Source organism: Alcanivorax sp. 1008 (assembly GCF_020667895.1).
In the GTDB taxonomy this organism is placed as follows: domain Bacteria; phylum Pseudomonadota; class Gammaproteobacteria; order Pseudomonadales; family Alcanivoracaceae; genus PGZG01.
The window spans coordinates 291,693-314,564 of record NZ_JAFMPS010000002.1 but is presented as its reverse complement, the minus strand read 5'-3'; the positions used below and the strand labels follow the sequence as shown (position 1 = coordinate 314,564).

Genomic DNA, 22,872 nt, shown 5'->3' with positions numbered 1-22,872 from the left:
CCAGTAATCAGACTTTCTGTCTGGCCCGCTCAATAACTTCGAACAGACCCATTCCTGCCACCATGGCAGCGACAAAGATGCTGGCTTTCAGGCTGCCGCTACCGAAGGCCACCAGTGCCGGGCCCGGGCAGAAGCCGGCCAGACCCCAGCCGGCACCGAAAACCAGTGAGCCGATTACCAGCCTATGGTCGATATCGTTGTTGGTGGGAATGCGCATAGGTTCCCCAATCAGTGAAGTAGGGCGGCCACCAGCGACTCTAAAAGTCACCAGGCCTATCAACACGGCGCCGCCCATAACCAGTGCCAGAGATGGGTCCCAGTTGCCGAACAGGTCGAGAAAGCCAATTACTTTGGCCGGGTTAGTCATGCCGCCCAGAATCAGACCAAGGCCGAAAATAAGGCCGACCAGCAATGCACTGACAAGATGCTTGTGCATATTCAGAATCCTCCAGTGACGTGAACAACAACGTAAACGGTGACGAAGCCTGCGGTCATAAATGACAGCGTGGCGATTAACGAACGCATGGAAAGGCGGGACAGCCCACAAACGCCATGGCCGCTGGTGCAACCGGAGCCATAGCGAGTGCCGATACCGACCAGCAGGCCGGCGACGACCAGCATCGGATAGCTGGCATCAATCTGTGCTTGTGGCAGGGCGGTGACCAGTAACCAGACGCTTGGAGCGATCAACATGCCGGCGAGAAAGGCTACACGCCAGGCGATATCACCGCTCTTCGGTACCAGCAGGCCACCGAGTATGCCGCTGATGCCAGCAATACGTCCGTTGACTAGCAGGAACATGGCAGCGGCAACGCCGATCAGTGCCCCGCCGGCCAGCGAGGCCCAAGGGGTAAAAGCATTCCAGTCGATACTCATTTGGATCAATCCTCCACAGGACAGAAAAGCTGTTGTAGTTGGGCCAGCATGCTCATCACCCGTGGATCGGCGACACGGTAGTAGATCTGCTTACCGTCTCTGCGGGTTTCCACCAGTTCTTCGCGACGCAGTACGGCCAACTGTTGTGACAATGTCGGTTGCGTAATACCCGTGCGCACTTCCAGTTCACTGACGCAGCACTCATCCACGGTGAGCTGGCAAAGCAGCATCAGTCGATCAGGGTTGGCCAGCGTGCGCAGAAAGCCGGTGGCGGCATCGGCGGAGCCACGCAGTGCGTCAATATCCAGAGTGGCTTGGGGCATAGGTTGCCTCCGGCATCATTTAAGCGGAAGACAATATATAAAAATATAAAGTGATATGCAATACAGAATTACGCTAATAATCGCTGTTGCTCACAGGCCGTAGGGCAGGACAGCGTAATAGATGGCGAGGAAGTGGCACAGGCTGCCACCGACGGTAAATAGATGCCAGATGGCGTGGTTATAGGGCAGTTTGTCGGCCAGATAGAACACCACGCCCGCGGTGTAGACGATGCCACCGGCGACGGTCAGCTTCACCCCCAGCGGCCCGACTTGGGTATTCAGCTCACCGGCGGCAAACAGGATCAGCCAGCCCATGGCCAGATACACCAGCACCCGCAGGATCTTGTAGCGGTGGCCGAACAGCAGTTTGAGGATGATGCCCGCCAGCGCCAGCCCCCAAACGATTCCGAACAGAGTCCAGCCCGTGGGGCCGCGCAGGTTGACCAAAACAAATGGGGTGTAGGTGCCGGCAATCAGCAGGAAGATGGCGCAGTGATCGAGCATCTTCCAGATTTCTCTGGCCCGTGGCGACCGGCTGGCATGGTAGAAGGTAGAAGCGGAGTACAGCAGGATCAGGCTGGCACCAAAGATGCTGAAGCTAACAATTTTCCAGATATCACCCAGCGCTGCAGCTTTGCTGACCAGCAGTGCCGTGCCAACCACACTCATCAGGGCGCCAAGGCCATGGCTCAGGCTGTTCAGGCGTTCTTCGCGTAGTGTGTAGTGAGCTTCGTGAGGGAATTGCTCCAGTGACATGACCACTCCTGAGACCAGTACGCAGCCTATCACCTGCCGGTCGTTGCGGGGAACAGGAGATAGCGGCAATCTGCCTGCTTTTAGTTCACCCGTTTTTCTCCCACATCAATCCAAGCTTGACGAAAGTTTAATGGTGGGATGATGAAACGAATAACCAAGGCAGAGCTGCCTGAAAAGAATTGTGCTGTTTGCCAGAGACCATTTCGCTGGCGAAAAAAATGGCGCAGCTGTTGGGATGATGTGCGTTATTGCAGCGAACGCTGCCGGCGGTCACGGTGACTACTCTACTGTGGCTACGGCGAGCACTACGGCTGGATGATAATCCTGCGCTGCGTCATGCCTGTGATGCAGGACGCCTGATTATCGCCAGTCCGGAAAGGCTGCTCCCCTGTTCCCCTGTGGTTTCCTCGATGATGCGGGATATGGCTGGGCATCGACTGGATTTTCGACGTCAATGTCTTGCCAGCCTCGCCTCCGCCTTGTCTCACCGGCAGCATTGTCTGCTACTGGTTGAGAATGACCATATACAGACTTTGGTCCGGTTACTCAGTTTGTATGACATCAAGCACTTGATAATGGACGCCCATCCGGATGTCGAGCAGCAGCAGCGCCTTGAGCGAGAGCTGATCCGCGCTATGCCGCGGTTGCGTATCGACGCTATTGACTGCAACAGCCTGTTCAATGCACTGCAGCTTGGTATCGACGCCAATTCATTGCCGGCTGTGTTTAGCCAGTTTCGACGTTGTATCGAAAAGCAACTTCCAGTGGTGGAGTCATTTGACGCTCCCGAAGTATTGCCTGCCGCAGTAGTAGAAGATGAAATTCCGTCGGTTATTGATCAGCCTGACGCAAGGACGACGGACCGGTTTGCGGGCGGAGAGCAAGCTGGACTGGAACACTTGTACAAGTATCTTTTTGTTGATCGCGATGTGCGACATTACAAAGATACCCGCAATGGATTGCTGCACGATAGTGACGGTTCCCGTTTCTCCGTCTGGCTGGCAGATGGAGCTTTGTCGCCGCGGAGGATATGGACAGAGCTGGACCGTTATGCCGCACAGTATGGTGAGGACAAACATACAAGCTGGTTGCGTGTTGAATTATTCTGGCGTGAATTCTTCCGCTGGAATCTGATGTTGAGAGGGTCAAGTAGCTATCTGCGGCAATATTCATTGCCGCCTCTGTCCGTGGAAGAAAATCAGAAACTACAGGCATGGCAACAAGGGCGTACCGGGATACCGTTTATCGATGCAAACATGATCGAATTGCAACAGACGGGATTTATGAGCAATCGTGGCAGGCAGAATGTTGCCAGCTTTCTTATACATGACCTGCAAGTGCACTGGCTGTACGGCGCGGCATGGTTTGAACAAAACCTGCTGGACTTTGATCTTCCCAGCAATCTGGGCAACTGGGCCTATATTGCCGGATGCGGGAATGATCCACGGCCCCATCGACAGTTCAATATTCTGCGCCAGGCGGACCAGTATGATCCTCAAGCCAAGTACATCAGTCACTGGCTTCCGTGTCTCGCAGCTTTACCGTTGTCGGAACGGCACAGCTGTTTCTGTAGCCCGAACAATCCGCATTGTGCACCGATTATTCCGATGCCATCTGCCTGGCATCCTTATTTGCCCCAATCGAGCGACATGTGATGGCGGGCATTCAGGTAGTTTGGTTCAAGCGCGATCTTCGTGTGGCAGATCATTTGCCCCTACTTCATTCGCTGCAAAGTGGACCAACCGTTCCTCTATATGTGATCGAAACAGATTACTGGCGCCAACCTGATATGTCTTTGCGTCATTGGCTATTCGTCCGTGATTGCCTGAAGGATCTGGATCGGCAGCTACATGCCAAAGGCTCTGGTCTGATCGTCAGGACAGGGGATGTCTGTGATGTATTGTCGATGCTACATAAACGTCATGGTGTTGCTGGTCTCTGGTCCCACGAGGAAACCGGCAACGATTGGACATTCCAGCGTGACCGCCGGGTGGCGAGCTGGTGTCGCCAACATGGCATTGTCTGGCGAGAGATCCCGCAGCATGCAGTGGTACGAAGATTGGCCAACCGTGATCACTGGGGCAGGCACTGGCAGCAGCGTATGACTATGCCACCCGCTGCAGAGCCGGCGAACATTCCAGCTGTGCTTGAGGAGCCCTTGAGTTTACCGTCCGTGCTGGGCTTGGACCTGCGCCCCTGTCCGCTGCGGCAGCCGGGAGGACGGCAACAGGCGCTCAGGTTGCTGCAAGGCTTTCTTCATCATCGAGGCCGATTCTACCGAGGCAATATGTCCAGTCCGGTCAGTGCTGAGAATAGTTGCAGCCGACTTTCTCCTCATCTTGCCTGGGGGACTGTTTCTGTCCGGGAAGTACTGAATGGGCTCTGGCTGCGTCAGCAACAACAGCTGGAGTCGGGCTGGCGGAAATCCCTGCGTAGTTTCGAATCGAGGCTACATTGGCACTGTCATTTTATTCAAAAGTTGGAAGATCAGCCGGAAATTGAGTTTAGTAATATGCACCCCGGGTTCGACGACCTGAGGCCAGCCCAGGTTGATCCGGTGTATTTTGCAGCGTGGGCAGAGGGGCAAACCGGGTTCCCCTTTATTGATGCCTGTATGCGTTCACTTCATGCCACCGGTTGGTTGAACTTTCGCATGCGCGCCATGCTGATGGCATTCAGCAGCTACCACCTGTGGTTGCCATGGCGTCAACCATCTTTACATCTTGCGCGTCTGTTTACCGACTATGAGCCCGGAATTCATTACAGTCAGGTGCAGATGCAAAGTGGTACCACTGGCATCAATGCGCTGCGCATCTACAACCCGGTCAAGCAGAGTCAGGATCAGGATCCGGAGGGTATTTTTATCCGTCGGTGGGTGCCCGAACTTGCCGCTCTGCCCACAGCCTGGCTACATGAACCATGGCGCATGCCGGAGGCTCTGCAGCGCCGTTTTGGCGTAGTGCTTGGACAGGACTACCCGTTGCCAATTGTTGATCATCAGGCGGCGGGGCATGCGGCTCGAGCAAAAATCTCGGAACACCGTCGTCGCCATGGGGTTGCAGAGGCCTCTCAGCAAGTGCTGAGCAGGCATGGCAGTCGCAGGCGCGGATCTCGCCCGCGTTCGGCAGCGGGCCAGAAAAATCATCCTGACCAGCTCGATTTGGGGTTGTAAGCGAGGCTTTTGATTTGGCGGAGAGGGAGGGATTCGAACCCTCGTTACGCTATGAACGTAAACACGATTTCGAATCGTGCGCATTCAACCACTCTGCCACCTCTCCAGATGGTGTGAGGCAGGCATTCTAGCGACAACATGCCAACCAGGCGAGCATGGACTTTGTCAGGGTCTGTATCGATAAGGCCATGTCAATAGGCGCCGACTATGAGGGCAATTCTTTTGCATGCATCGCACTGCCTCGCTCATGGGCGTACCGTATTGGTGTCAGTGCTGAAGAGCACGTATTCACAAGGAGTGAAACATGATTGAACATGCCAAAGAGGTCGCCGATGAGCTGGCCAAGCTGCTGGCCGAGACCTACACCGCTTATCTGAAGACCCATAATTATCACTGGAACGTGACCGGACCGATGTTCCATGGCCTGCATACCATGTTCGAGGTTCAATACACCGAGTTGGCTTTGGCCGTGGATAGTATTGCTGAGCGTATTCGGGCGCTGGGCTCTTTTGCGCCGGGCAGCTATGCGGCCTTTGCGCGCCTGTCTGAGGTGAAGGATGATGAAACGGTGCCGCCGGCAGCCACCATGCTGGCCAATCTGGCTAGTGATCATCGTCTGATAGCAGAGCGCGCCAACAAGGTGATGAAGCTGGCGGCGAAACATGAAGATGAAGGTACCGCGGCGCTTGCCAGTGCGCGTATTGAAATTCATGAAAAGACCGCCTGGATGTTGTCGGCGCATCTTGAGTAACTCTTGGCCTGAGGCAAAGCCGGTAGCGGCTTGCATGGGTGTATAGTCAAAAAAATAGTGACAGGGAGGAGCTGCCCATGACCAGCAAGGGAGAAAGCGTTCGTGACATCATGGCGCGACATCCGGCATCAATTCGCGTTGGTACGGATTTGACTGAAGTCGTTGAGGTGCTGCTGCGCCAACATATGACGGGCTTGCCCGTGGTGGATGAGGCTGATCGTGTGGTTGGCTTTGTCTCAGAGCAGGACTGCCTGCGTACCTTGCTGGTGTCGAGCTATCACGGTGAAGGATCGCCGCGTGTCGAGGATGTGATGTTTCGAGAGCCGCTCACCGTGAAGCTGGATGATGCGGTGGTGGACGTTGCGGAGCAGATGGTCAAGCAAAAGCCGAAGATTTACCCGGTGGTGGATCAGAGTGGTCGTTTGCAGGGGCTGTTGATGCGAGGTCAGGTATTGGCCCATCTAATTGAAAGCCGGCGCCAATAGGCGCCGGTTCTCAGTCTGATTTCGGACCAATAATGATTGGATCAACTTGGGCCTATGATGATTGGATCAATGATGATGATGGGTGGAATGAGCCCGCCTTCAACTAGTTCAAGATCAAGGGTGATGTCAAAGTTCTTGCTGACTAGCCCAGCTCCTGCAATAGCAGCACTACCTTTCAGGCGCACTACTGCGGTGGTGCCGACCTCCCCGATGCCATCGCCTTCTGCGCTGATGCTCAGGCTCTGTAGTTCGACCTCATTTTCAACGGCTCCGCTGAGCAATTCTTCCAGTGTTGCAGTCAACCCTTCTGGGGTAATGTCGATTTGAATGCCTTCGCCAACTTCATTGACTGTCTCACCGGCAAAAGTGCCTGTGGCAGTTCCGTCCCAGGCGGTTCCCGGAGTGGTAACCAGAGTGCCCAGGCCATTGGCAAGGTGGAAGTCGGACGGTGCCTCATCAAGATCTGTTTCCGGATTAAAGCTCTCCGGGTCGAAGTTTCTTAACACGCTATCAAATCCAGTGTTGTCGGCACTGAACAGGGTGTTGAAGAAGTTGAAGGTACCATTGCCTTCCAGTGAGTAGGCAAGGTTGTTGACGTCCCAGGCAAACTCCATATTGCTGCAGAACTCGCCGTTGGCCTCGTCCCAAAATGCATAAGCCTCGTCGACATCAGCGGTGCCCCGCATGGCAAAATCGGTCAGCGTATGAACATTAACTGTGTCAATAGTGGAGCCAAATTGGCTGTACACCACATTGCATAAAACTGAATGATAGGTTTGTTCGTTATAGTCCACCCTCAGGATGATTGGCCCCTCTAGAGGGCTGTACTCCATCTCGTCATCTTCAGGGTCCTGAACAAGTGAAAAGTAGCCGCTACTTTCAACGTAGGCGACATACATATCCCCGTTGGCGTCTTTGATGTCTACGCGAGCACCAACCATCGGGCCGTCAGCCGTTGTGGCCGTACCTTGCAGGGCAACAAAGCTGGTTTGCTCGTCGCCATCCACCAGGTCTGACAGCTTGCAGCCGCTCAGGCCAACACTGGCACACACCGCCACAGTTAATGCTGAGTATCTGAATAATTGCCTCATGCTGTTCTCCTTTGAATTCCGTTCGCTCAGATCTTGAAGCCAATTTGCATGCCGACCGCGTAGGTGTCGCCTTCGCCAATGCCGCCACCAATATCAATATTGAAGCGGTCCCACGGGGTGATACCGATACCACCTGTGAGCATGTCGGAGACATTACTCTTCAGGTCGGTGCGGTAACCACCGCGAAGGTGGAAGTGGCGCCCTGCCGAAAGCTCTACACCGACCCTGGCAAACTGGGTGTCTAGCAGCAGGTCGTAGCCATTGCGTTGGGTCAGGTCCAGATTCGCTTCCAGCTTGAACAGGTCACCGTTGTAGCCTGCGGCGGCGGTGAGTACCGGTGCCATGTCGTAGTCAGTGCCATTCGGGCCGTCGTAACTTTGCGGGATCAGGTTTTCTATGGTGCCGGCCAGGGTTATCTTGCCGTCCTCGCCCACCCGGGTGCTCAGGCCCAGGTCCACGTTCAAGCCGCTGTGCGAGTTAACGTTGGTAGAGTCGACAATGTCGCCGGCATCGAAATTGGCAATATTTTCCTGGTAGGCGATCAGCTCAATGGTCTGGATTTTCACCGTGGCGCCACCGTCAACCTGTAGCCCGGCGAGTTCAAACCCCTTGCCCATCATCAGACCGTACTCCGCCAGCCAAAGCACTGAGGCATTAACTTGCGAGTTCAGGTTGTCCTGATCGCCAACACCATTGGCGATGGCTTCCAGCACGGTTCTGTCGGCCGGGTCGTAGGCGAATGCAGTGCCGATAGCCGCCTTGCCTTTGCCAACAAACGCCATTGGCAGGGACTCGTTGGGAATGGCCACCATCAGTGCGCCGCCAGCATCGATCTGAACCAGCTTGTTGCTGATATCGAACAGTGCGGCTTCAGTGTCATCAACCGCTTGATCCCTTGCAGGGCCGGGCGGTGGTGGGTTGTTTTCCAGTTCGTCGAGAAGGTCCTGGGCGTCTTCTGACGATTCGATAAAGCCGTCTTTGTCGGAGGCAATTACACCGAAGTTAACGGCAAAGCTGAACTGATCATCCTCATCAAATCGATTGAGCATGGCCGGGTTGTACAGGGCCTGATTATATTCGCCCATGGTCATGCCTGTGCCGCCTCGGGCCATGGCTCGGGCATCGTAAACCTCGGCGAAGGCCAGAGGGCTGATAACGGTGCCAGCAATGGCGCTGGCAAGCAGGATTTTACGCATGATGGCTTCCTTGGTGTTATTTGGTCCGATCCCGGCCGGCCGTGGGGTCCCCATCTAAGCCGGATGACTGACTCTAGCATGCTGCTCATAATGTACAAAATCCCTCCCGGAGAGTGCTTGCAGGCCATTTGCACGTTCGGTGATTGGCCTGCCCGGTTGCCTCCGGTAGGGTGACGACTCCCCCAAATTGATGAGAGATCACCATGGAGTATCAGGATATTCGCTATCAGGTCAGCAACCATATTCTGACCCTGACCCTGAACCGCCCTGAGCGCATGAACGCCTGGACTCTGCGGATGCGTGACGAAATGCTGGATGCGCTGTCCCGTGCTAACGCCGACGACGACATCCGGGTAATTGTGGTCACTGGCGAAGGCAAGGCCTTTTGCGCCGGGATGGAGCTGGTGCGTCCGGAAGGCAACATTTTTGGCTATGACACCCCTCAGGGGGACGAGCTGAATATCGAGGAAATACGGGATTCTGGCGGTGAGTTATCGCTTGCTCTGTACAACTGCAACAAGCCGGTTATCGCGGCCATCAATGGCGCCGCGGTGGGCATTGGTATAACCATGACCCTGCCCATGGATTTTCGTATTGCGTCTGAGGGAGCCAAGCTCGGCTTTGTCTTCAGCCAGCGAGGTATCGTCCCGGAGGCCTGTTCAAGCTGGTTCCTGCCCCGTTTGGTGGGTATGCAGCAGGCGCTGGAGTGGGTCTTGTCAGGGGAGATCTTTACCGCCGAGGAGGGTCTGGCAGGGGGCTTGATTCGCAGTGTCCACCCCCGTGGCACGGTGCTTGAGGCGGCCTACGCGCTGGCGGAGAAGCTGATGCAGAAGACCTCGCCCACGGCGGTGGCGCTGGCACGGCAGATGCTGTGGCGTAACCCCTCCTTTGACCATCCGATGATGGCCCACCAGATTGATTCACGACTGATGTATATCGCCAGTGAGCGCATGGATGGCCGGGACGGCTTTAAGGCCTTCCTGGAGAAGCGTGATCCAGTGTTCACGGCCAAGGTCTCCACTGACATGCCGGCAACGCCATTCTGGCAGGACCCGCCGCTGGCCTGAGCGGCGGCTTGCTGGCGTCAGTTCCATACAAGGCATGGCAATGCCAAGTGGTTAGGCTGCTCCCTGAAAACATCATTCAGGGAGTCTGGCTATGCGTAATCTGGAGCAATTTCTTGAGGCCTACGGAGAGAGCCATCGCCATCCGGTAAATCAGGTGGTTCACTTTATCTGTGTGCCGGCGATCTTTTTCTCGACGCTGGGCCTGCTTTGGCTGGTGCCCATTGGCGCTTGGCTGGGGTTGTCCGAATGGATTAATGGCGCCACCGCTCTGGCGGCCGTTGGCTTTGTTTTTTATGCGCGGCTGAAGTTCTGGGTATTGGCCATGATGGCGGTCTGGTTTGCCGTTTCGCTGGCCGGCATTCTGGCGATTCAGGCTGCAGGCTTGCCACTGCTGTGGATCTCATTGGCAGTCTGGCTGGTGGCGTGGGCAGTGCAGGTGTGGGGACACAAGGTGGAGGGCAAGAAGCCGTCGTTTATTGATGATCTGGTATTTTTGCTGGTCGGGCCGGTGTTTGTTTCTGTGGAGCTTGGCGCCAAGCTTGGTATTCGCAGTCGATACGCGTTGCATTCCTGAAGCTAAAAGCAGAACGCCAGCTACCCCTGTGGGTGGCTGGCGTTTTTATTGCCCGGTCAGGCGGTTGCTACTGCAGCCTGCGGTGCACTGTCCTCAACTGACGTACGGATCAGGTGGTCAAAGGCTGCCAATGACGCCTTGGAGCCCTCCCCCATGGCGATGATGATCTGCTTGTAGGGTGCAGTGGTGCAGTCCCCGGCGGCGAATACTCCCGGCACACTGGTCTGACCACGGGCATCCACTTCAATCTCACCGCGATTGCTAAGAGCAACAGTGCCCTTCAGCCAATCCGTATTGGGTATCAAGCCGATCTGTACAAACACACCCTGTAGCTCTAGCTGAACCACTTCATCGGTGATTCGGTTTTTGTAGGTCAGCCCATTCATGCGCTCGCCATCACCGTGCACTTCGGTGGTTAACGCGGAAACGATCACGTCCACATTCTTCAGGCTGCGCAGCTTGCGCTGCAGTACTTCGTCGGCACGCAGCTTGCTGTCGAACTCGATCAGGGTGACATGGGCGACCACGCCAGCCAAATCAATAGCCGCTTCCACACCGGAGTTGCCGCCACCGATTACTGCCACGCGCTTTCCCTTGAACAGCGGGCCGTCACAGTGGGGGCAATAGGCCACGCCGCGGCCACGGTATTCCTGCTCGCCGGGTACGTTCATTTCGCGCCAGCGTGCACCGGTAGCAAGCAATACGGCCTTGCTGCGCAGCACCGCACCATTGGCCAGGTGAACTTCAGTAACGCTGCCCGGCACCAGCTTGTCAGCGCGCTGATTGTTCATAATGTCCACCGGGTAGTCCTTAACATGCTGTTCCAGGCCGGCTGCCAGCTTGGGGCCGTCGGTTTCCTTCACCGAGATGAAGTTCTCGATGGCCATGGTATCCAGTACCTGGCCACCAAAGCGCTCCGCCACCACGCCAGTGCGAATGCCTTTGCGTGCCGCGTAAATTGCCGCCGCCGCGCCGGCAGGACCGCCGCCGACGATGAGCATGTCAAATTGTTCTTTAGCGTTGAGTTTCTCCGCATCACGCTCGGCGGCACCGGTATCAACTTTGGCGAGAATTTCTTCCAGAGTCATGCGACCCTGGCCGAAGCTTTCTCCGTTCAGGCGTACTGCAGGTACGGCCATAATCTGCTTTTCGTTCACTTCATCCTGAAACAGCGCACCATCGATCATAGTGTGACGCACGCCCGGATTCAGAGCCGCCATCAGGTTCAGTGCCTGAACCACGTCCGGGCAGTTGTGGCAGCTCAGGGATATATAGGTTTCAAATTCGAAGTTACCGTCCAGCGCTTTAATCTGGTCGATTATTTCTTGCTCAACCTTGGGCGGATAACCACTGACTTGTAGCAGGGCCAGCACCAAAGAGGTGAACTCATGTCCCATGGGCAGACCGGCAAAATGCACGCCGTTGTCTTCACCAGGGCGGTTTACCGCAAAGGTGGGCTTGCGCACGTTCGTATCATCAGCCTGACGCATGGTGATCTTGTCACTCAGCGGTACGATGTCATCAAGCAGCGCCAGCATTTTTTTGCTGTTTTCGCTGTCATCAGCATAGGCGACCAGCTCGATGGGGCTGACCAGTCTTTCCATATAGGCGCGAAGCTGAGTTTTGAGTGCGTCGTCAAGCATGAGTCAAATCCTTTGTAAGAATTTCAGGAAAATACAATCGCAATTGGGCAGTGCTATTGGGGTGTTACGCCGGCGCTTGTGGCGCCGGAGTACCCCTGCACCCGGATCGCGGATGCAGGGGAGTACAGGTCAATCAGATCTTGCCAACCAGATCCAGGGACGGTGCCAGAGTGGCTTCGCCTTCCTTCCACTTGGCCGGGCATACTTCGCCTGGGTGAGCGGCAACGTACTGTGCTGCTTTTACCTTGCGCAGAAGCTCAGAGGCGTCACGGCCGATGCCACCAGCGTTGACTTCGATAATCTGAATCTTGCCGTCTGGATCGATTACGAAAGTGCCACGCTCAGCCAGACCAGCTTCTTCAATCATCACTTCAAAGTTGCGGGAAATCAGGCCGGTCGGATCGCCGATCATCGGGTACTGAATCTTCTGGATGGTGTCAGAGGTGTCGTGCCATGCTTTGTGGGTGAAGTGGGTATCGGTGGAGACAGCGTAAATTTCCACGCCCATCTTCTTGAACTCGTCGTAGTTGTCGGCCAGATCGCCCAGCTCAGTTGGGCAAACGAAGGTGAAGTCCGCCGGGTAGAAGAATACGACCGACCACTTTCCCTTCAGGTCAGCTTCGCTAACGTCAATAAATTTACCGTTGTGGAAGGCTGTCGCTTTGAATGGCTTCACTTCAGTGTTGATCAGGTTCGACATGAGTAGCTCCTTAAGGTTGATTAGTCGGCCATCGGCGTGTGCCGAGAAAGCATATTAGGGAAAAATGACCCGAGGGTTAATATTATAATTCTTTCCGCTCCGATAGCTTATGGCTATGATTGCCCGGTAAGACTATGTCGGGCGGATACTTTTTATACAGGTGCTAATGAATCTGCAGGGTGGCTTGTTTCTCTGGGCTGATGGCTGGTTGCTGCTGGCGGGGCCGATCCATAATCGGCCGCACCGGCATGTGGCGGCATCGTTGCTGTTTGGCCTGGATCAGCAGCTGAGCGCGGAAGTGGCTGGTGACAAAGTGGTTGCCCGGGCCCTGCTAGTGGCCCCGGATGTGGAGCAATCCCTCGACTCTGCTGGCGCTACTATGGTGGTGCACCTTGATCCCGATAGCCCGCTCTGGTTGTCTTTGCGAGGGCTGCTGGTAAACGGCCATGCCCAGCTTGATTGGGGCGATGAACAGGCGGCCAGATTTCGCCAGCTGGCGGATAGTGTCAGCAGTGAGCCGGCCCATGAGCTGCTTGCCAGTCTGTTACAGGTGTCAGCTGCTGATACGGGGCCTGATCGCCCGGTTGATCCCCGCGCAATGAAGCTGGCTAGCCGGCTGCGCACGGAGCTGCCCGAGCAGCTTAACCTCACCGAGATTGCCGCTCAGCTGGGCCTGTCCGCCGCCCGTCTCAGTCGGCTGTTCCGAGAGGCTTTTGGTATTACGCCAAAGCGTTTTCTGCTGCACCTGAAAATACAGGGCGCCTTGCATTGCTGGCAGCCGGGAATCAGTGCTGCGGAGCTGGCAATGCGAGCCGGCTTTTACGACCAGCCGCACCTGATCCGCACTGCCCGGGAAATGTTTGATACCCTGCCTTCGGCATTAATGGGTAATCCTGCTTTTCGCCTGATTCGCGCCGAGCAGCGGTGATATAGTCTGCGGTCGCACTCGACCTGATTCTAATAACTCTTTTATCTTTAACAGGGAGCTCTTCATGAAACCGGAAACTATTGCCATTCACGGCGGCTTTGCTGGCGACCCCGAAACCCATGCGGTGGCGGTGCCGGTTTACCAGACCACCAGCTATTACTTTGACAACACCCAGCATGGTGCGGATCTGTTTGACCTGAAAGTGCCCGGCAATATCTACACCCGTATTACCAATCCCACCAATGCGGTGCTCGAACAGCGCGTGGCTGAGCTGGAGGGCGGTATTGGTGCACTGGCTTTGGCTTCTGGCATGGCGGCGATTACTGCGGCCATTCAGACCGTCGCCAAGGTGGGGGATAACATCGTTTCTGTTAGTAGGCTGTATGGCGGCACCTATAACTTTTTTGCCCATACCCTGCCGCAGCAAGGCATTGAAGTGCGCATGGCGTCCGGTGATGATCCGGCGGCGCTGGAAGCATTGATTGATGACAACACCAAGGCGGTTTTTTGCGAGTCCATCGGTAATCCGGCGGGCAATATTGTTGATCTGCAGGCGTTGGCTGATGTGGCCCACAAGCATGGCATTCCGCTGATGGTCGACAACACGGTGGCGACGCCAGTGTTATGTCGGCCGTTCGATTTTGGTGCTGATATTGTTATCCATTCACTGACTAAATATATGGGCGGCCACGGTACCACCGTCGCTGGTGTGATCGTCGATTCCGGTAAGTTTCCGTGGAAAGACAACCCCCGTTTTCCCCAGTTTAACGAGCCTGATCCAAGCTACCATGGTGTGGTTTACGCAGAAGCTCTGGGGCCAGCAGCCTTTATTGGCCGTGCCAGAGTGGTGCCGCTTCGCAATATGGGCGCAGCGCTAAGTCCGTTTAACGCGTTTCTGATTTTGCAGGGCATTGAAACTCTGTCATTGCGTATGGAGCGGCATTGTGAAAACGCTCAGAAGGTGGCGGAATTCCTGAAAGCACATAAAAAAGTGAAGTGGGTCAACTACGCCGGTTTGCCTGATGATCGTTACCACGATCTTTCCAAGCGCTATATGAAAGGCACCCCCTCGGCCATTCTCAGCTTTGGTATTGATGGTGGACGTGACGCAGGTGGACGTTTTATTGATGCGCTGCAGATGTTCAAGCGTCTGGTAAATATTGGTGATGCCAAGTCGCTGGCCTGTCATCCGGCAACCACCACCCACCGGCAGTTAGATGAAAAAGAAATGGAGCGTGCCGGCGTGTCGATAGATATGGTCAGATTATCCATTGGCATTGAGCATATCGATGATATTCTCGCCGACATTACCCAGGCGCTGGAAAAGGCCTGACAGAAGAATGACGTCCTGATAGAAAGCGATAAAAAAGGCCCCGCATAGCGGGGCTTTTTTATGCGCACTGATCGCGGTACTGGCCGGGTGACATGCCGGTCCAGCGTCGGAATGCTTTGGCGAAAGCACTCTCGTCAGAAAAACCAAGTTGCTCAGCGACGTCGCTAATACGCGCTTCTTGCTGCAAGGCCTTTTGGGCAAGCTGTAGCAGCTCTCGATCACGTATCTGTTTGAATGACATGCGCTCATCAGCCAGCAGGCGAATCAAATGTCGCCCGCTCATACCGAGGCTGTCCGCAACTTTCTCCTTGCCCCAGCGAGGTTGACTGCAGATTAGCGCGGCCACCTGCCGTGACAGGCTGTGATCACCCAGCTGGCTTAGCTGAGTGTCGGCCAGTTTGAGTAACTGGTCGCGCATTGCCGCGTTTGCTTGAATCAGCGGCAAGGAGAGCATGCCATGGGGGAAGCATATGCTGTTATTGGTGCTGTTAAATATCACCGGGCAGCCGAGCATTTCCTGATAGCGGGAAGCGTCATCCAGCGGTCCGTGGCAGAGTTCAACCCGGCTGGCCTGAAACCCTCCGCCACTATTCCAGTGACTCAGGTTAAGCAGCGCGGCGATTACCGTTTCCACCCGCTCGGCCATCCTTACCTGATAATGGGCGTGATAGCTCAGGCAAACTTCGTCGACCCCTGTCTGCAGGGAAAAGTCACCGCCTTCGCCAACGATCGGATAGTACTCAAGCAGGGCATCCAGGGACTCGCCATAGGTTTCGCAGCTCATCAGCAACAAGCCGGCCAGATCGAGGTGGCCGGCTTGCAACTCAAGGCCAAGGCGCAGGCCAATAAGGGGCTCGTCTGCGGCGCTGCAAAAGGCTTCCCATAAGGCGTCCTGGGACGCCAGAGGAACACGCTCAGCGTCATCCTGCTGCGCCAGCGGCAGATCAATGCCAAGGCGCCCGGCGGCCTGCCGGATGGCCTGAGCAAAACGTAAGGTGACCGTGGGCTGCCGTTGGTTCATGTCCTGAATTAACCGAGCTGGGGTCCCGAGGGAGCCGTTTAATATTAAGAATAATTGCGTAGTGTGGGCCCTGTCTCAGGGTAAATCTATCCCGCTCTTGTTGAGGTTTTGTCATGTATGCAGTGATTGGCGCCGGCCCCATGGGTCTGGCCACAGCCCGTAATCTGAAAAAATACAATATCCCGTTTACCGGCTTTGAAATTCACAGCGATGTTGGCGGCCTGTGGGATATCAATAGTCCGACTAGCACCATGTATGAGTCGGCCCACCTGATTTCCTCCAAGCGAATGACCGAGTTCAATGAATTCCCCATGCCAGACGATGTGGCGACCTATCCCCATCATCGGCAGATGGCCAAGTACTTCCGTGACTATGCAAAGCACTTTGATCTGTACCAGCACTATGAGTTTTCCACCGAGGTGCTGTCGGTGCAGCGTAAGGGTGATCTGTGGCAGGTGACAACCCGTAAAGATGGCAATGACACGGTGCGTGATTTTGAGGGAGTGCTGATCGCCAATGGCACCTTGCATGAACCTAATATCATCAGCCTGCCCGGCGACTTCTCCGGCGAGCTGATGCATGCGGCTCAATACAAGAGCGCAGATATTTTCCGGGACAAACGTGTATTGATCGTGGGTTGCGGAAACTCCGGCGCTGACATCGCTGTGGATGCTGTCCATCAGGCCGCCAGTGTCGATATGTCGGTGCGCCGTGGGTACTATTTCTTGCCGAAATTTCTGCTCGGAAAGCCGGTTGATGCATTGGGTGGAAAATTGAAAATGCCGCGCGCACTGAAGCAAAGACTCGATGCGTTGCTGATCCGAACAGTGATGGGCAAGCCGTCCGACTATGGGCTGCCTGATCCCGACTATCGTATGTACGAGTCACACCCTGTAATCAACTCTCTCGTGCTGCATCACCTCGGCCATGGCGATATCCGCCCGCGCCCGGATATCCGCAATGTGGAAGGCAACACCGTCACCTTTACCGACGGTAGCCAGGCGGACTATGACTTGATACTGACCGCCACGGGTTACAAGCTGCACTATCCGTTTATTGACCATAAGCAACTGAATTGGAGTGCCGGTGACGCTCCGTCCTTATATCTGAATGCTATGCATCCGGATTTAGACAATTTGTTTGTGATGGGTATGGTGGAGGCTACGGGGCTGGGTTGGGAAGGGCGTAACGAGCAGGCAGAAATGGTGGCGTTGTATATTCGCCAGTTAAAGGACGGTAAGCCTTCAGCGCAGAATTTGCGACGCATCAAAAAACAGAAGGCTGGCAAAAGGCTGGATGGGGGCTATAACTATCTGGCTCTGGAGCGGATGGCCTATTACGTTAGTAAGGACGAATACCGCGCCGCTGTGCTCGCGAATATTGCAGCGCTGAGATCCGATCTTGAGCCCTTGCCAGATTCCAGGGTTTTGGCATCGTGACTGACGTGGTGCCCATGAGTAACGTGGCAATGAGCTTCAACAGCGCCGATCTGGTAGTGATGAATGCTGCCATAGCATTGATGATGTTCGGCGTGTCACTACAGCTTAAGAAGCAGGACTTCTCACGTCTGCTGGTTGAGCCGAAGGCCCCCATTGCCGGTTTGATCGCTCAGTTTATTCTTCTGCCGCTGGCCACCTGTCTGGCGACTTGGGTATTACAAGTGCCAGCAGAGTTTGCCCTCGGCATGATTCTGGTGGCGTCCTGCCCGGGAGGAACCTTCTCAAACATTATGACCTGGATGGCCAAAGGCAATGTGGCTGTTTCGGTGACTATGACGGCGATCTCCAGTTTGGCAGCGGTGGTGATGACGCCTTTTAACTTCGCTTTCTATGGTTGGCTAAACCCGCATACCAGGCCATTGTTGCAGCAAATATCTATTGATCCGATCGATCTGCTTTCTCTGGTGGCGTTGGTACTGGCTTTGCCGATTTTTCTTGGCATGGCGGTGGGCAAGCGTTTTCCTTCTCAAGCCGCCAGTGCGGAGCAGCCCATGCGTTGGTTTTCGCTGCTGCTATTTTTTGCCTTCATCGTGATTGCCCTGCAGAAAAACTTCGCTTTATTTGTTAGTCATGTTGGCGCCATATTCCTGCTGGTGATTGCCCACAATGCTCTTGCCCTGCTGGTGGGGCATGGTGCTGGATTGATCGCTGATCTACCACGGGCTGATCGCCGGGCGGTAACTATGGAAGTGGGCATCCAAAACTCCGGGTTGGGACTCATGATCCTGTTCACCTTTTTCCCGCAGGCCGGCGGCATGATACTGATTACCGCCATGTGGGGGGTCTGGCACCTGGTTTCCGGTTTGACGCTGGCGCAGATATGGGCAAGGAGACCGCTATGAGTGATCGCCCCCGAGTATTGATAACCGGCATTGGTGGCTACATTGGCAGTCAGCTTGCCGGTCAGCTGATGCAGCTCTGCTACGTCACCGGCATTGATATCCGCGAGAACAAGTCATTGCCCTGTGCTCATCAGATTATGGATATACGTGATCCGACGTTGGTGGATGTGCTGCGTAAAGATGAAATTACCCACGTTGTCCATCTTGCTGCGGTACTAGAGGATAGCGGCGACAGGCAGAGAGATTTTGATATTGATGTAAATGGCACGCGCAATGTTCTGGATGCTTGCGTCGCCGCAGGTGTAAAGCACCTGACTGTGACCAGTTCTGGCGCTGCCTATGGCTATCACGCAGATAGTCCGGCCTGGCTGGATGAGCGGGATCCGCTGCGTGGCAATGTGGAGTTTGCTTACTCCGACCACAAGCGTCAGGTGGAGGAGATGCTGGCCAGTTACCGCACCTCCCATGCTGGTCTTAAGCAGCTGATTCTCCGTCCTGGAACAGTGCTGGGAGAAAACACCAAAAACCTGATTACCAATTTGTTTGCCCGAAAGCGACTGCTGGCGATTGCCGGTAGCGAGTCGCCCTTTGTATTTATCTGGGATCAGGATGTGGTCAATATTGTCCGCGACGGGGTGCTGCAGAGCAAAGCCGGGATCTTCAATCTTGCCGGTGACGGCGCGCTACCGATCCGCCGGATTGCGACAATTCTTGGCAAGCCGGTGTTGAACTTGCCGCCGCGACTACTCCGGATCGCACTTACTATTGGCAGAAGGCTGGGTATAGGCCGTTATGGCCCTGAGCAGATGGATTTTCTCCGCTATCGACCGGTGCTCAGCAATCAGCGCCTGAAGGATGAGTTTGGCTATACGCCAATGAAAACTTCAGAACAGGTTTTTCAGTTCTATGTCTCCCACGCCCGTGCCCGAGGTGATCTATGAATCGCGTGGTGCTGGTTACTGGAGCCGCTAGTGGTTTGGGTTGGGCGTTAAGCTGCGCCTTCTTGGCGGCAGGGGACAAGGTGGTGCTGGCAGATCGGGATCAACAGCTGCTGCAGCAGCGCAAACAGGAGTGTGACCCGGGCCGAATACTCACCTGTGTCTGTGACGTCACCGACCAGCAGCAGCTGGCCAATCTTATTGGCCACGTGGAAAGTCACTTCGGCGGCCTTGATGTACTGGTGAATAATGCTGGCATTACCCACCGCTCTCCCGCGGCCGACACAGATGCGGCAGTTTTAAAGAAGGTCATGGCGGTGGATTGGCAGGGACCGGTCGAGCTGACTTTGCTGGCACTACCCATGCTCAAGCGTAGTGCTGGCCAGATCATATGCATAGGCTCCATGGCCGGCTGGATGCCGGTGCCGGGCAGGGCGGCCTATTGCGCGGCCAAGTCAGCACTGGCGCAGTTTTTCGAGGTGCTGCGCCTGGAAGTTGCCGCCGATGGTGTGTCCGTATTAATGGTGTACCCGAGCTTTCTGGATACTCCGATTGAACAAAATGCTCTGGGTCACGATGGTGGGCTAGCAAAGCACGCGCGTTCCACCGTTGGTAATATTCGTAGTGCCCAGTGGATGGCGGAGAAAATTATTGGCGCCATGGATCAGCGTCGCCCATGGCTATTTCCTGATGGGTTGTCCGCATTTGCAAGTATTCTATGGCGAGTCTGGCCGTCGCTGTATATGCGGCTAGTTCGCCGTCGTTTTGCCAGCGAGCTACAACGCTAATGGAGTATCTTTGGCTATTAGCCATTTTTATACTTTTCGCGTACACCGTGGAAGCCGTCACCGGCTTTGGCAGCATTGTTATCGCGCTGTCGCTTGGCGCGCTGTTGATGCCAGTGCCGGAACTGTTGCCGATTCTGGTTCCACTAAATATTTTGATGACTGGCTGGCTGACTTCGCGGCTTTATCGGAATATCGATGTCCAGCTTTTACTCAGGCGTATTGTGCCGCTGATGTTGACGGGAACACTTCTAGGCTATTTATTACTTCCGTGGCTCAGTGAGCGTTGGTTAAAGCCATTATTTGGCCTTCTTATCCTGTGGTTTTCGGCCCGGGAGTTATGGCGCCTTAATCATGGAGGGGCGGTACATCATCCAAAATGGCTGACGCCGCCGCTTATGTTTTCGGCGGGGATTACTCACGGACTATTTGCCTCCGGCGGGCCTTTACTGGTTTATGCATTGGCTGGCACATCGTTGGACAAGGCTCGCTTTCGAGCGACATTGATTGCGGTATGGTTTCTTCTAAATAGCAGTCTCACTATTGCCTTTTTACTTGATGGGAGATTGCAGTCTGCGCTTCCAGCGGTATTAATGTTGGCGCCACTATTGCCTGTCGGCGTCTGGCTTGGTGAAAAGCTGCATCATCGGATTGACGAGGGTTTGTTCCGCAAGCTGGTCTACGGGCTGCTGATGGTTACTGGCTCAGTACTGCTAGGTGCAGGGTTGCTAGCCTGATGGGATGTACCCCCTAATCAGGCAGGGTTGGCATCAAGTAGCTGTCTGAAAAGCGTTAGCGCGCGGCTTTCTGGTAGAGATATCTGTTCCCAACGGATTGGGCTGCCTGCGTTAATCGGCTTCTCTACTGTAGCCTGCTGAAGCAGTCCGATTGGTGGGTGTTGATGGTGTGATGAGAATGGCACCGCTTCGCCCCGACACTGAAAGCCACCCAGTCCGCGGTCTATTTTTTCACCGGGCTGCATGTCCTTCTTGGCCAGAGCAATCACCCCGGTTTTCGGCTGCTTACTATTGTTTAGCAGAATCTCGCCACGTAATGCCATGGCGATGGTGGACGGGATCTCCAGGTGGCAAAGTTGAAATGGCTGGAGTAAAAAATAGTAAGGTCCTTCGCCCAGTTTCAGGTAGCGAAGCGCGTCTGCGTCCGGATGTCTGCCAACTATAAAAATGCCGGCGGGGCCGCCCGCATTTAGTACATAGTCACTGATTGGCCCGCCCAGGCTTTCCGCTTCAGCTGCTAGAGTGAGCGCCGCATCCTGTAGATTGGCTGATACCGGGCCAAGCATGCCGGGTCTGGCGATGCGGGCATCACAGCCATTGGCTACCAGTGCCTGCTCGCACTGAATCTTACTGCCATCGGTAAATGCGGTGACCTGCGCCAGACTGATGCCCTGTCGCTCTGCCCAGTACCGCATGTCCTTTGGGGTCGGGTGGTGATTGAGAAAGCCTTTGATGTTGCCGAGCACCAGCGGCTCAAAGCCCATGCTCAATGTCCGGCCATATAATGCGGCCAGACTGCCGGGTTGATCGCCCTCGGCCTCGCTCAGTATTCCCTGGCCAACAAAGGCGCTGCCTACGGTTATATGAAATTCCGTGTTCATGGTGACTACCGGCTTGCCGGCAGCCATTGCTTGCTCAACCACCTCGGTGGCATGCAAAACATCGCCACTGCATTCAACAATCAGGTCTGAGTGGCGTAGCAGGGTGTCCATATCGCCGCACAGCTTTTCCGCATAGGGGTGACTGATTTGTGCAGCAGGGCGGCGCGACAGCACTGGCCCCAACTGATACTGACTGCCGCGGGCCAGATGATCGGCAAGGCCGCGGCCAATAAAGCCGCTTCCGCTGATACCGATAACCGGTTTGGCTGGCATATCCGCCCCCTGAAGATGGAAGAAAAGAGACCCTGAAAACGGGATTCGTTATATTGCCACGCTAATCTGCAATGAGCGACGCCGTTGCCGGCATACGGTAACATGCGCAACTCCAGATTCCCCGGGGAGTGTCATGCCGTCAGTCCGAGAATCCTTTGTCCGTGCCATCAACCGGCTGGTTCGCCCGGGGTTGCTGCAGTACCGCAAGTTCACCGCCGGCGGGCGCGCGTTGCCCTCGTTTATTATTATCGGCACCCAGAAGGGTGGTACTACCAGTCTGTTTCATTATCTCAGCCAGCATCCCCAGCTGGTGCCTTCTTATCGCAAGGAGGTGCACTATTTCGATGGCGGCTTGAAGCCCAAGCGTGACAATTTTGCCCTTGGTGAGCGGTGGTATCGTTCCAACTTCCCGTTGCGTAAGCATATCCGGCAAGGCCAGCAGGCTTTTGAGGCTTCTCCGTTATATGTGTTTCACCCGCTTGCGCCTGAGCGTATCCATGCGCTGCTTCCTGATGCCAAGCTTATTCTGTTGCTGCGAGAGCCAACTGAGCGGGCACTTTCTCATTACTTCCATCAGGCCCGCAAAGGACGGGAAACGCTGTCAGTGATGGATGCGCTGCAGGGCGAGGAAGCACGTCTTGCACCAGTGCTGGCTGAGCACGATTACAAGCACCAAAGTTTTATGCATTTTTCTTACAAGCTTCGTGGCCACTATGCGGAGCAGATCCGTCGTTATCAGGGACTTTTCCCAAAAGAGAATCTTCTGATTTTGGGCAGCGAGAAGTTTTTTTCTGATCCCCATACCGCCCTTAGGAAGGTATTTGAGTTTGTTGGAGTGGATTCGTCTTTTCAGGTTCCGAATCTCAATGCTCGCAATGTGGGCAGTAATCGCAAGAGCGTTGATGCTGATGTCTATCAGTATCTGCAGGACTATTTTTCCCCTCACAATCAGGAGCTTTACGAGTTACTTGGTGAGGATTTCGACTGGTAGTAAAAAAGGG

The 22,872-nt window shown here is 55.1% G+C and carries 25 protein-coding genes and 1 tRNA gene; 15 read left to right on the top strand and 11 right to left on the bottom strand.

Annotation, left to right across the window (positions count from 1 at the left end; all coding sequences use genetic code 11):
* Positions 1 to 7: 7 nt before the first annotated feature.
* The 4 genes from J1C54_RS04295 to J1C54_RS04280 all read right to left on the bottom strand — a co-directional run bounded on the left by J1C54_RS04295 (position 8) and on the right by J1C54_RS04280 (position 1,955).
* Positions 8 to 436: a DUF6691 family protein gene (locus J1C54_RS04295; RefSeq protein WP_229144779.1), complete on the bottom strand. Its 429-nt coding sequence runs from the start codon at positions 434 to 436 to the stop codon at positions 8 to 10.
* 2 nt (positions 437 to 438) lie between these two features.
* Positions 439 to 876 carry a YeeE/YedE family protein gene (locus tag J1C54_RS04290; protein WP_229144777.1) on the bottom strand — a complete coding sequence of 146 codons (438 nt, stop codon included), beginning with the start codon at positions 874 to 876 and terminating at the stop codon, positions 439 to 441.
* Between the two features lie 5 nt (positions 877 to 881).
* The gene (locus J1C54_RS04285) at positions 882 to 1,199 is read right to left on the bottom strand and encodes a helix-turn-helix transcriptional regulator (RefSeq protein ID WP_229144775.1); all 318 of its coding nucleotides are present in this window, start codon (positions 1,197 to 1,199) and stop codon (positions 882 to 884) included.
* Between the two features lie 90 nt (positions 1,200 to 1,289).
* Positions 1,290 to 1,955, bottom strand: a complete 666-nt coding sequence (locus J1C54_RS04280; RefSeq protein WP_229144774.1) for a hemolysin III family protein — start codon at positions 1,953 to 1,955, stop codon at positions 1,290 to 1,292.
* Positions 1,956 to 2,093: 138 nt separating this feature from the next.
* Between J1C54_RS04280 and J1C54_RS04275 the strand changes: the two genes are divergently transcribed.
* The 3 genes from J1C54_RS04275 to J1C54_RS04265 are packed head-to-tail and all read left to right on the top strand — an operon-like array spanning position 2,094 to position 5,127.
* The gene (locus tag J1C54_RS04275; RefSeq protein ID WP_370635608.1) at positions 2,094 to 2,234 is read left to right on the top strand and encodes a DUF2256 domain-containing protein; all 141 of its coding nucleotides are present in this window, start codon (positions 2,094 to 2,096) and stop codon (positions 2,232 to 2,234) included.
* Complete coding sequence (locus J1C54_RS04270) at positions 2,231 to 3,610, top strand: DASH family cryptochrome (protein ID WP_229144771.1); 1,380 nt, start codon at positions 2,231 to 2,233, stop codon at positions 3,608 to 3,610. Before J1C54_RS04275 ends, J1C54_RS04270 begins: the two co-directional genes overlap by 4 nt.
* Entirely contained in the window at positions 3,610 to 5,127 is a 1,518-nt protein-coding gene (locus J1C54_RS04265) for a deoxyribodipyrimidine photo-lyase (protein WP_229145526.1), read from the top strand. Before J1C54_RS04270 ends, J1C54_RS04265 begins: the two co-directional genes overlap by 1 nt.
* Positions 5,128 to 5,142: 15 nt before the next feature.
* Here J1C54_RS04265 and J1C54_RS04260 read toward each other — a convergent pair.
* Positions 5,143 to 5,233, bottom strand: a tRNA-Ser gene (locus J1C54_RS04260).
* Between the two features lie 198 nt (positions 5,234 to 5,431).
* On the opposite strand from J1C54_RS04260, the gene J1C54_RS04255 reads away from it, so the two are divergent.
* Together J1C54_RS04255 and J1C54_RS04250 are read left to right on the top strand one after the other, a co-directional pair.
* The gene (locus J1C54_RS04255) at positions 5,432 to 5,878 is read left to right on the top strand and encodes a Dps family protein (protein WP_229144764.1); all 447 of its coding nucleotides are present in this window, start codon (positions 5,432 to 5,434) and stop codon (positions 5,876 to 5,878) included.
* Positions 5,879 to 5,955: 77 nt separating this feature from the next.
* Complete coding sequence (locus tag J1C54_RS04250; RefSeq protein ID WP_229144763.1) at positions 5,956 to 6,363, top strand: CBS domain-containing protein; 408 nt, start codon at positions 5,956 to 5,958, stop codon at positions 6,361 to 6,363.
* A 41-nt stretch (positions 6,364 to 6,404) separates the two neighbouring features.
* Here J1C54_RS04250 and J1C54_RS04245 read toward each other — a convergent pair whose 3' ends face one another.
* Both J1C54_RS04245 and traF read right to left on the bottom strand, forming a co-directional pair.
* On the bottom strand, positions 6,405 to 7,454 hold the full coding sequence (locus J1C54_RS04245) for a hypothetical protein (protein WP_229144761.1): 1,050 nt from the start codon (positions 7,452 to 7,454) through the stop codon (positions 6,405 to 6,407).
* Positions 7,455 to 7,480: 26 nt separating this feature from the next.
* The gene (traF, locus tag J1C54_RS04240) at positions 7,481 to 8,650 is read right to left on the bottom strand and encodes a conjugal transfer protein TraF (RefSeq protein ID WP_229144760.1); all 1,170 of its coding nucleotides are present in this window, start codon (positions 8,648 to 8,650) and stop codon (positions 7,481 to 7,483) included.
* Positions 8,651 to 8,853: 203 nt separating this feature from the next.
* Between traF and J1C54_RS04235 the strand changes: the two genes are divergently transcribed.
* Both J1C54_RS04235 and J1C54_RS04230 read left to right on the top strand, forming a co-directional pair.
* Entirely contained in the window at positions 8,854 to 9,717 is an 864-nt protein-coding gene (locus J1C54_RS04235; RefSeq protein ID WP_229144759.1) for a crotonase/enoyl-CoA hydratase family protein, read from the top strand.
* A 91-nt stretch (positions 9,718 to 9,808) separates the two neighbouring features.
* Positions 9,809 to 10,291 (top strand): DUF962 domain-containing protein, encoded by a 483-nt coding sequence (locus tag J1C54_RS04230; RefSeq protein ID WP_229144758.1) that lies wholly within the window; start codon positions 9,809 to 9,811, stop codon positions 10,289 to 10,291.
* A 56-nt stretch (positions 10,292 to 10,347) separates the two neighbouring features.
* Here the strand turns inward: J1C54_RS04230 and ahpF are convergent, their stop codons facing one another.
* Positions 10,348 to 11,934 (bottom strand): alkyl hydroperoxide reductase subunit F, encoded by a 1,587-nt coding sequence (gene ahpF / locus J1C54_RS04225; RefSeq protein WP_229144757.1) that lies wholly within the window; start codon positions 11,932 to 11,934, stop codon positions 10,348 to 10,350.
* A 133-nt stretch (positions 11,935 to 12,067) separates the two neighbouring features.
* On the bottom strand, positions 12,068 to 12,634 hold the full coding sequence (ahpC, locus tag J1C54_RS04220; protein ID WP_229144755.1) for an alkyl hydroperoxide reductase subunit C: 567 nt from the start codon (positions 12,632 to 12,634) through the stop codon (positions 12,068 to 12,070).
* A gap of 166 nt (positions 12,635 to 12,800) precedes the next feature.
* On the opposite strand from ahpC, the gene J1C54_RS04215 reads away from it, so the two are divergent.
* Together J1C54_RS04215 and J1C54_RS04210 are read left to right on the top strand one after the other, a co-directional pair.
* Positions 12,801 to 13,562 carry an AraC family transcriptional regulator gene (locus J1C54_RS04215; RefSeq protein ID WP_229144753.1) on the top strand — a complete coding sequence of 254 codons (762 nt, stop codon included), beginning with the start codon at positions 12,801 to 12,803 and terminating at the stop codon, positions 13,560 to 13,562.
* 64 nt (positions 13,563 to 13,626) lie between these two features.
* Entirely contained in the window at positions 13,627 to 14,895 is a 1,269-nt protein-coding gene (locus J1C54_RS04210) for an O-acetylhomoserine aminocarboxypropyltransferase/cysteine synthase family protein (RefSeq protein WP_229144752.1), read from the top strand.
* Between the two features lie 58 nt (positions 14,896 to 14,953).
* On the opposite strand, the gene J1C54_RS04205 is transcribed toward J1C54_RS04210, so the two are convergent.
* The gene (locus J1C54_RS04205) at positions 14,954 to 15,916 is read right to left on the bottom strand and encodes an AraC family transcriptional regulator (RefSeq protein ID WP_229144751.1); all 963 of its coding nucleotides are present in this window, start codon (positions 15,914 to 15,916) and stop codon (positions 14,954 to 14,956) included.
* Positions 15,917 to 16,029: 113 nt separating this feature from the next.
* On the opposite strand from J1C54_RS04205, the gene J1C54_RS04200 reads away from it, so the two are divergent.
* The 5 genes from J1C54_RS04200 to J1C54_RS04180 are packed head-to-tail and all read left to right on the top strand — an operon-like array spanning position 16,030 to position 20,717.
* Complete coding sequence (locus J1C54_RS04200; protein WP_229144750.1) at positions 16,030 to 17,355, top strand: NAD(P)/FAD-dependent oxidoreductase; 1,326 nt, start codon at positions 16,030 to 16,032, stop codon at positions 17,353 to 17,355.
* Positions 17,352 to 18,257, top strand: a complete 906-nt coding sequence (locus tag J1C54_RS04195; protein ID WP_370635607.1) for a bile acid:sodium symporter family protein — start codon at positions 17,352 to 17,354, stop codon at positions 18,255 to 18,257. The genes J1C54_RS04200 and J1C54_RS04195 overlap by 4 nt, the downstream gene beginning before the upstream one ends.
* Positions 18,254 to 19,198: an SDR family oxidoreductase gene (locus J1C54_RS04190; protein ID WP_229144749.1), complete on the top strand. Its 945-nt coding sequence runs from the start codon at positions 18,254 to 18,256 to the stop codon at positions 19,196 to 19,198. Before J1C54_RS04195 ends, J1C54_RS04190 begins: the two co-directional genes overlap by 4 nt.
* Entirely contained in the window at positions 19,195 to 19,983 is a 789-nt protein-coding gene (locus J1C54_RS04185) for an SDR family oxidoreductase (protein WP_229144747.1), read from the top strand. Before J1C54_RS04190 ends, J1C54_RS04185 begins: the two co-directional genes overlap by 4 nt.
* Positions 19,983 to 20,717 (top strand): sulfite exporter TauE/SafE family protein, encoded by a 735-nt coding sequence (locus tag J1C54_RS04180; protein WP_229144746.1) that lies wholly within the window; start codon positions 19,983 to 19,985, stop codon positions 20,715 to 20,717. Before J1C54_RS04185 ends, J1C54_RS04180 begins: the two co-directional genes overlap by 1 nt.
* Positions 20,718 to 20,734: 17 nt before the next feature.
* Here J1C54_RS04180 and J1C54_RS04175 read toward each other — a convergent pair whose 3' ends face one another.
* Positions 20,735 to 21,871, bottom strand: a complete 1,137-nt coding sequence (locus J1C54_RS04175; RefSeq protein ID WP_229144745.1) for a hypothetical protein — start codon at positions 21,869 to 21,871, stop codon at positions 20,735 to 20,737.
* A gap of 133 nt (positions 21,872 to 22,004) precedes the next feature.
* Here J1C54_RS04175 and J1C54_RS04170 point away from each other — a divergent pair, with 133 nt between their 5' ends.
* A complete protein-coding gene (locus J1C54_RS04170; RefSeq protein WP_229144743.1) occupies positions 22,005 to 22,862 on the top strand; it encodes a sulfotransferase in 858 nt (285 codons plus the stop codon).
* Positions 22,863 to 22,872 lie beyond the last annotated feature (10 nt).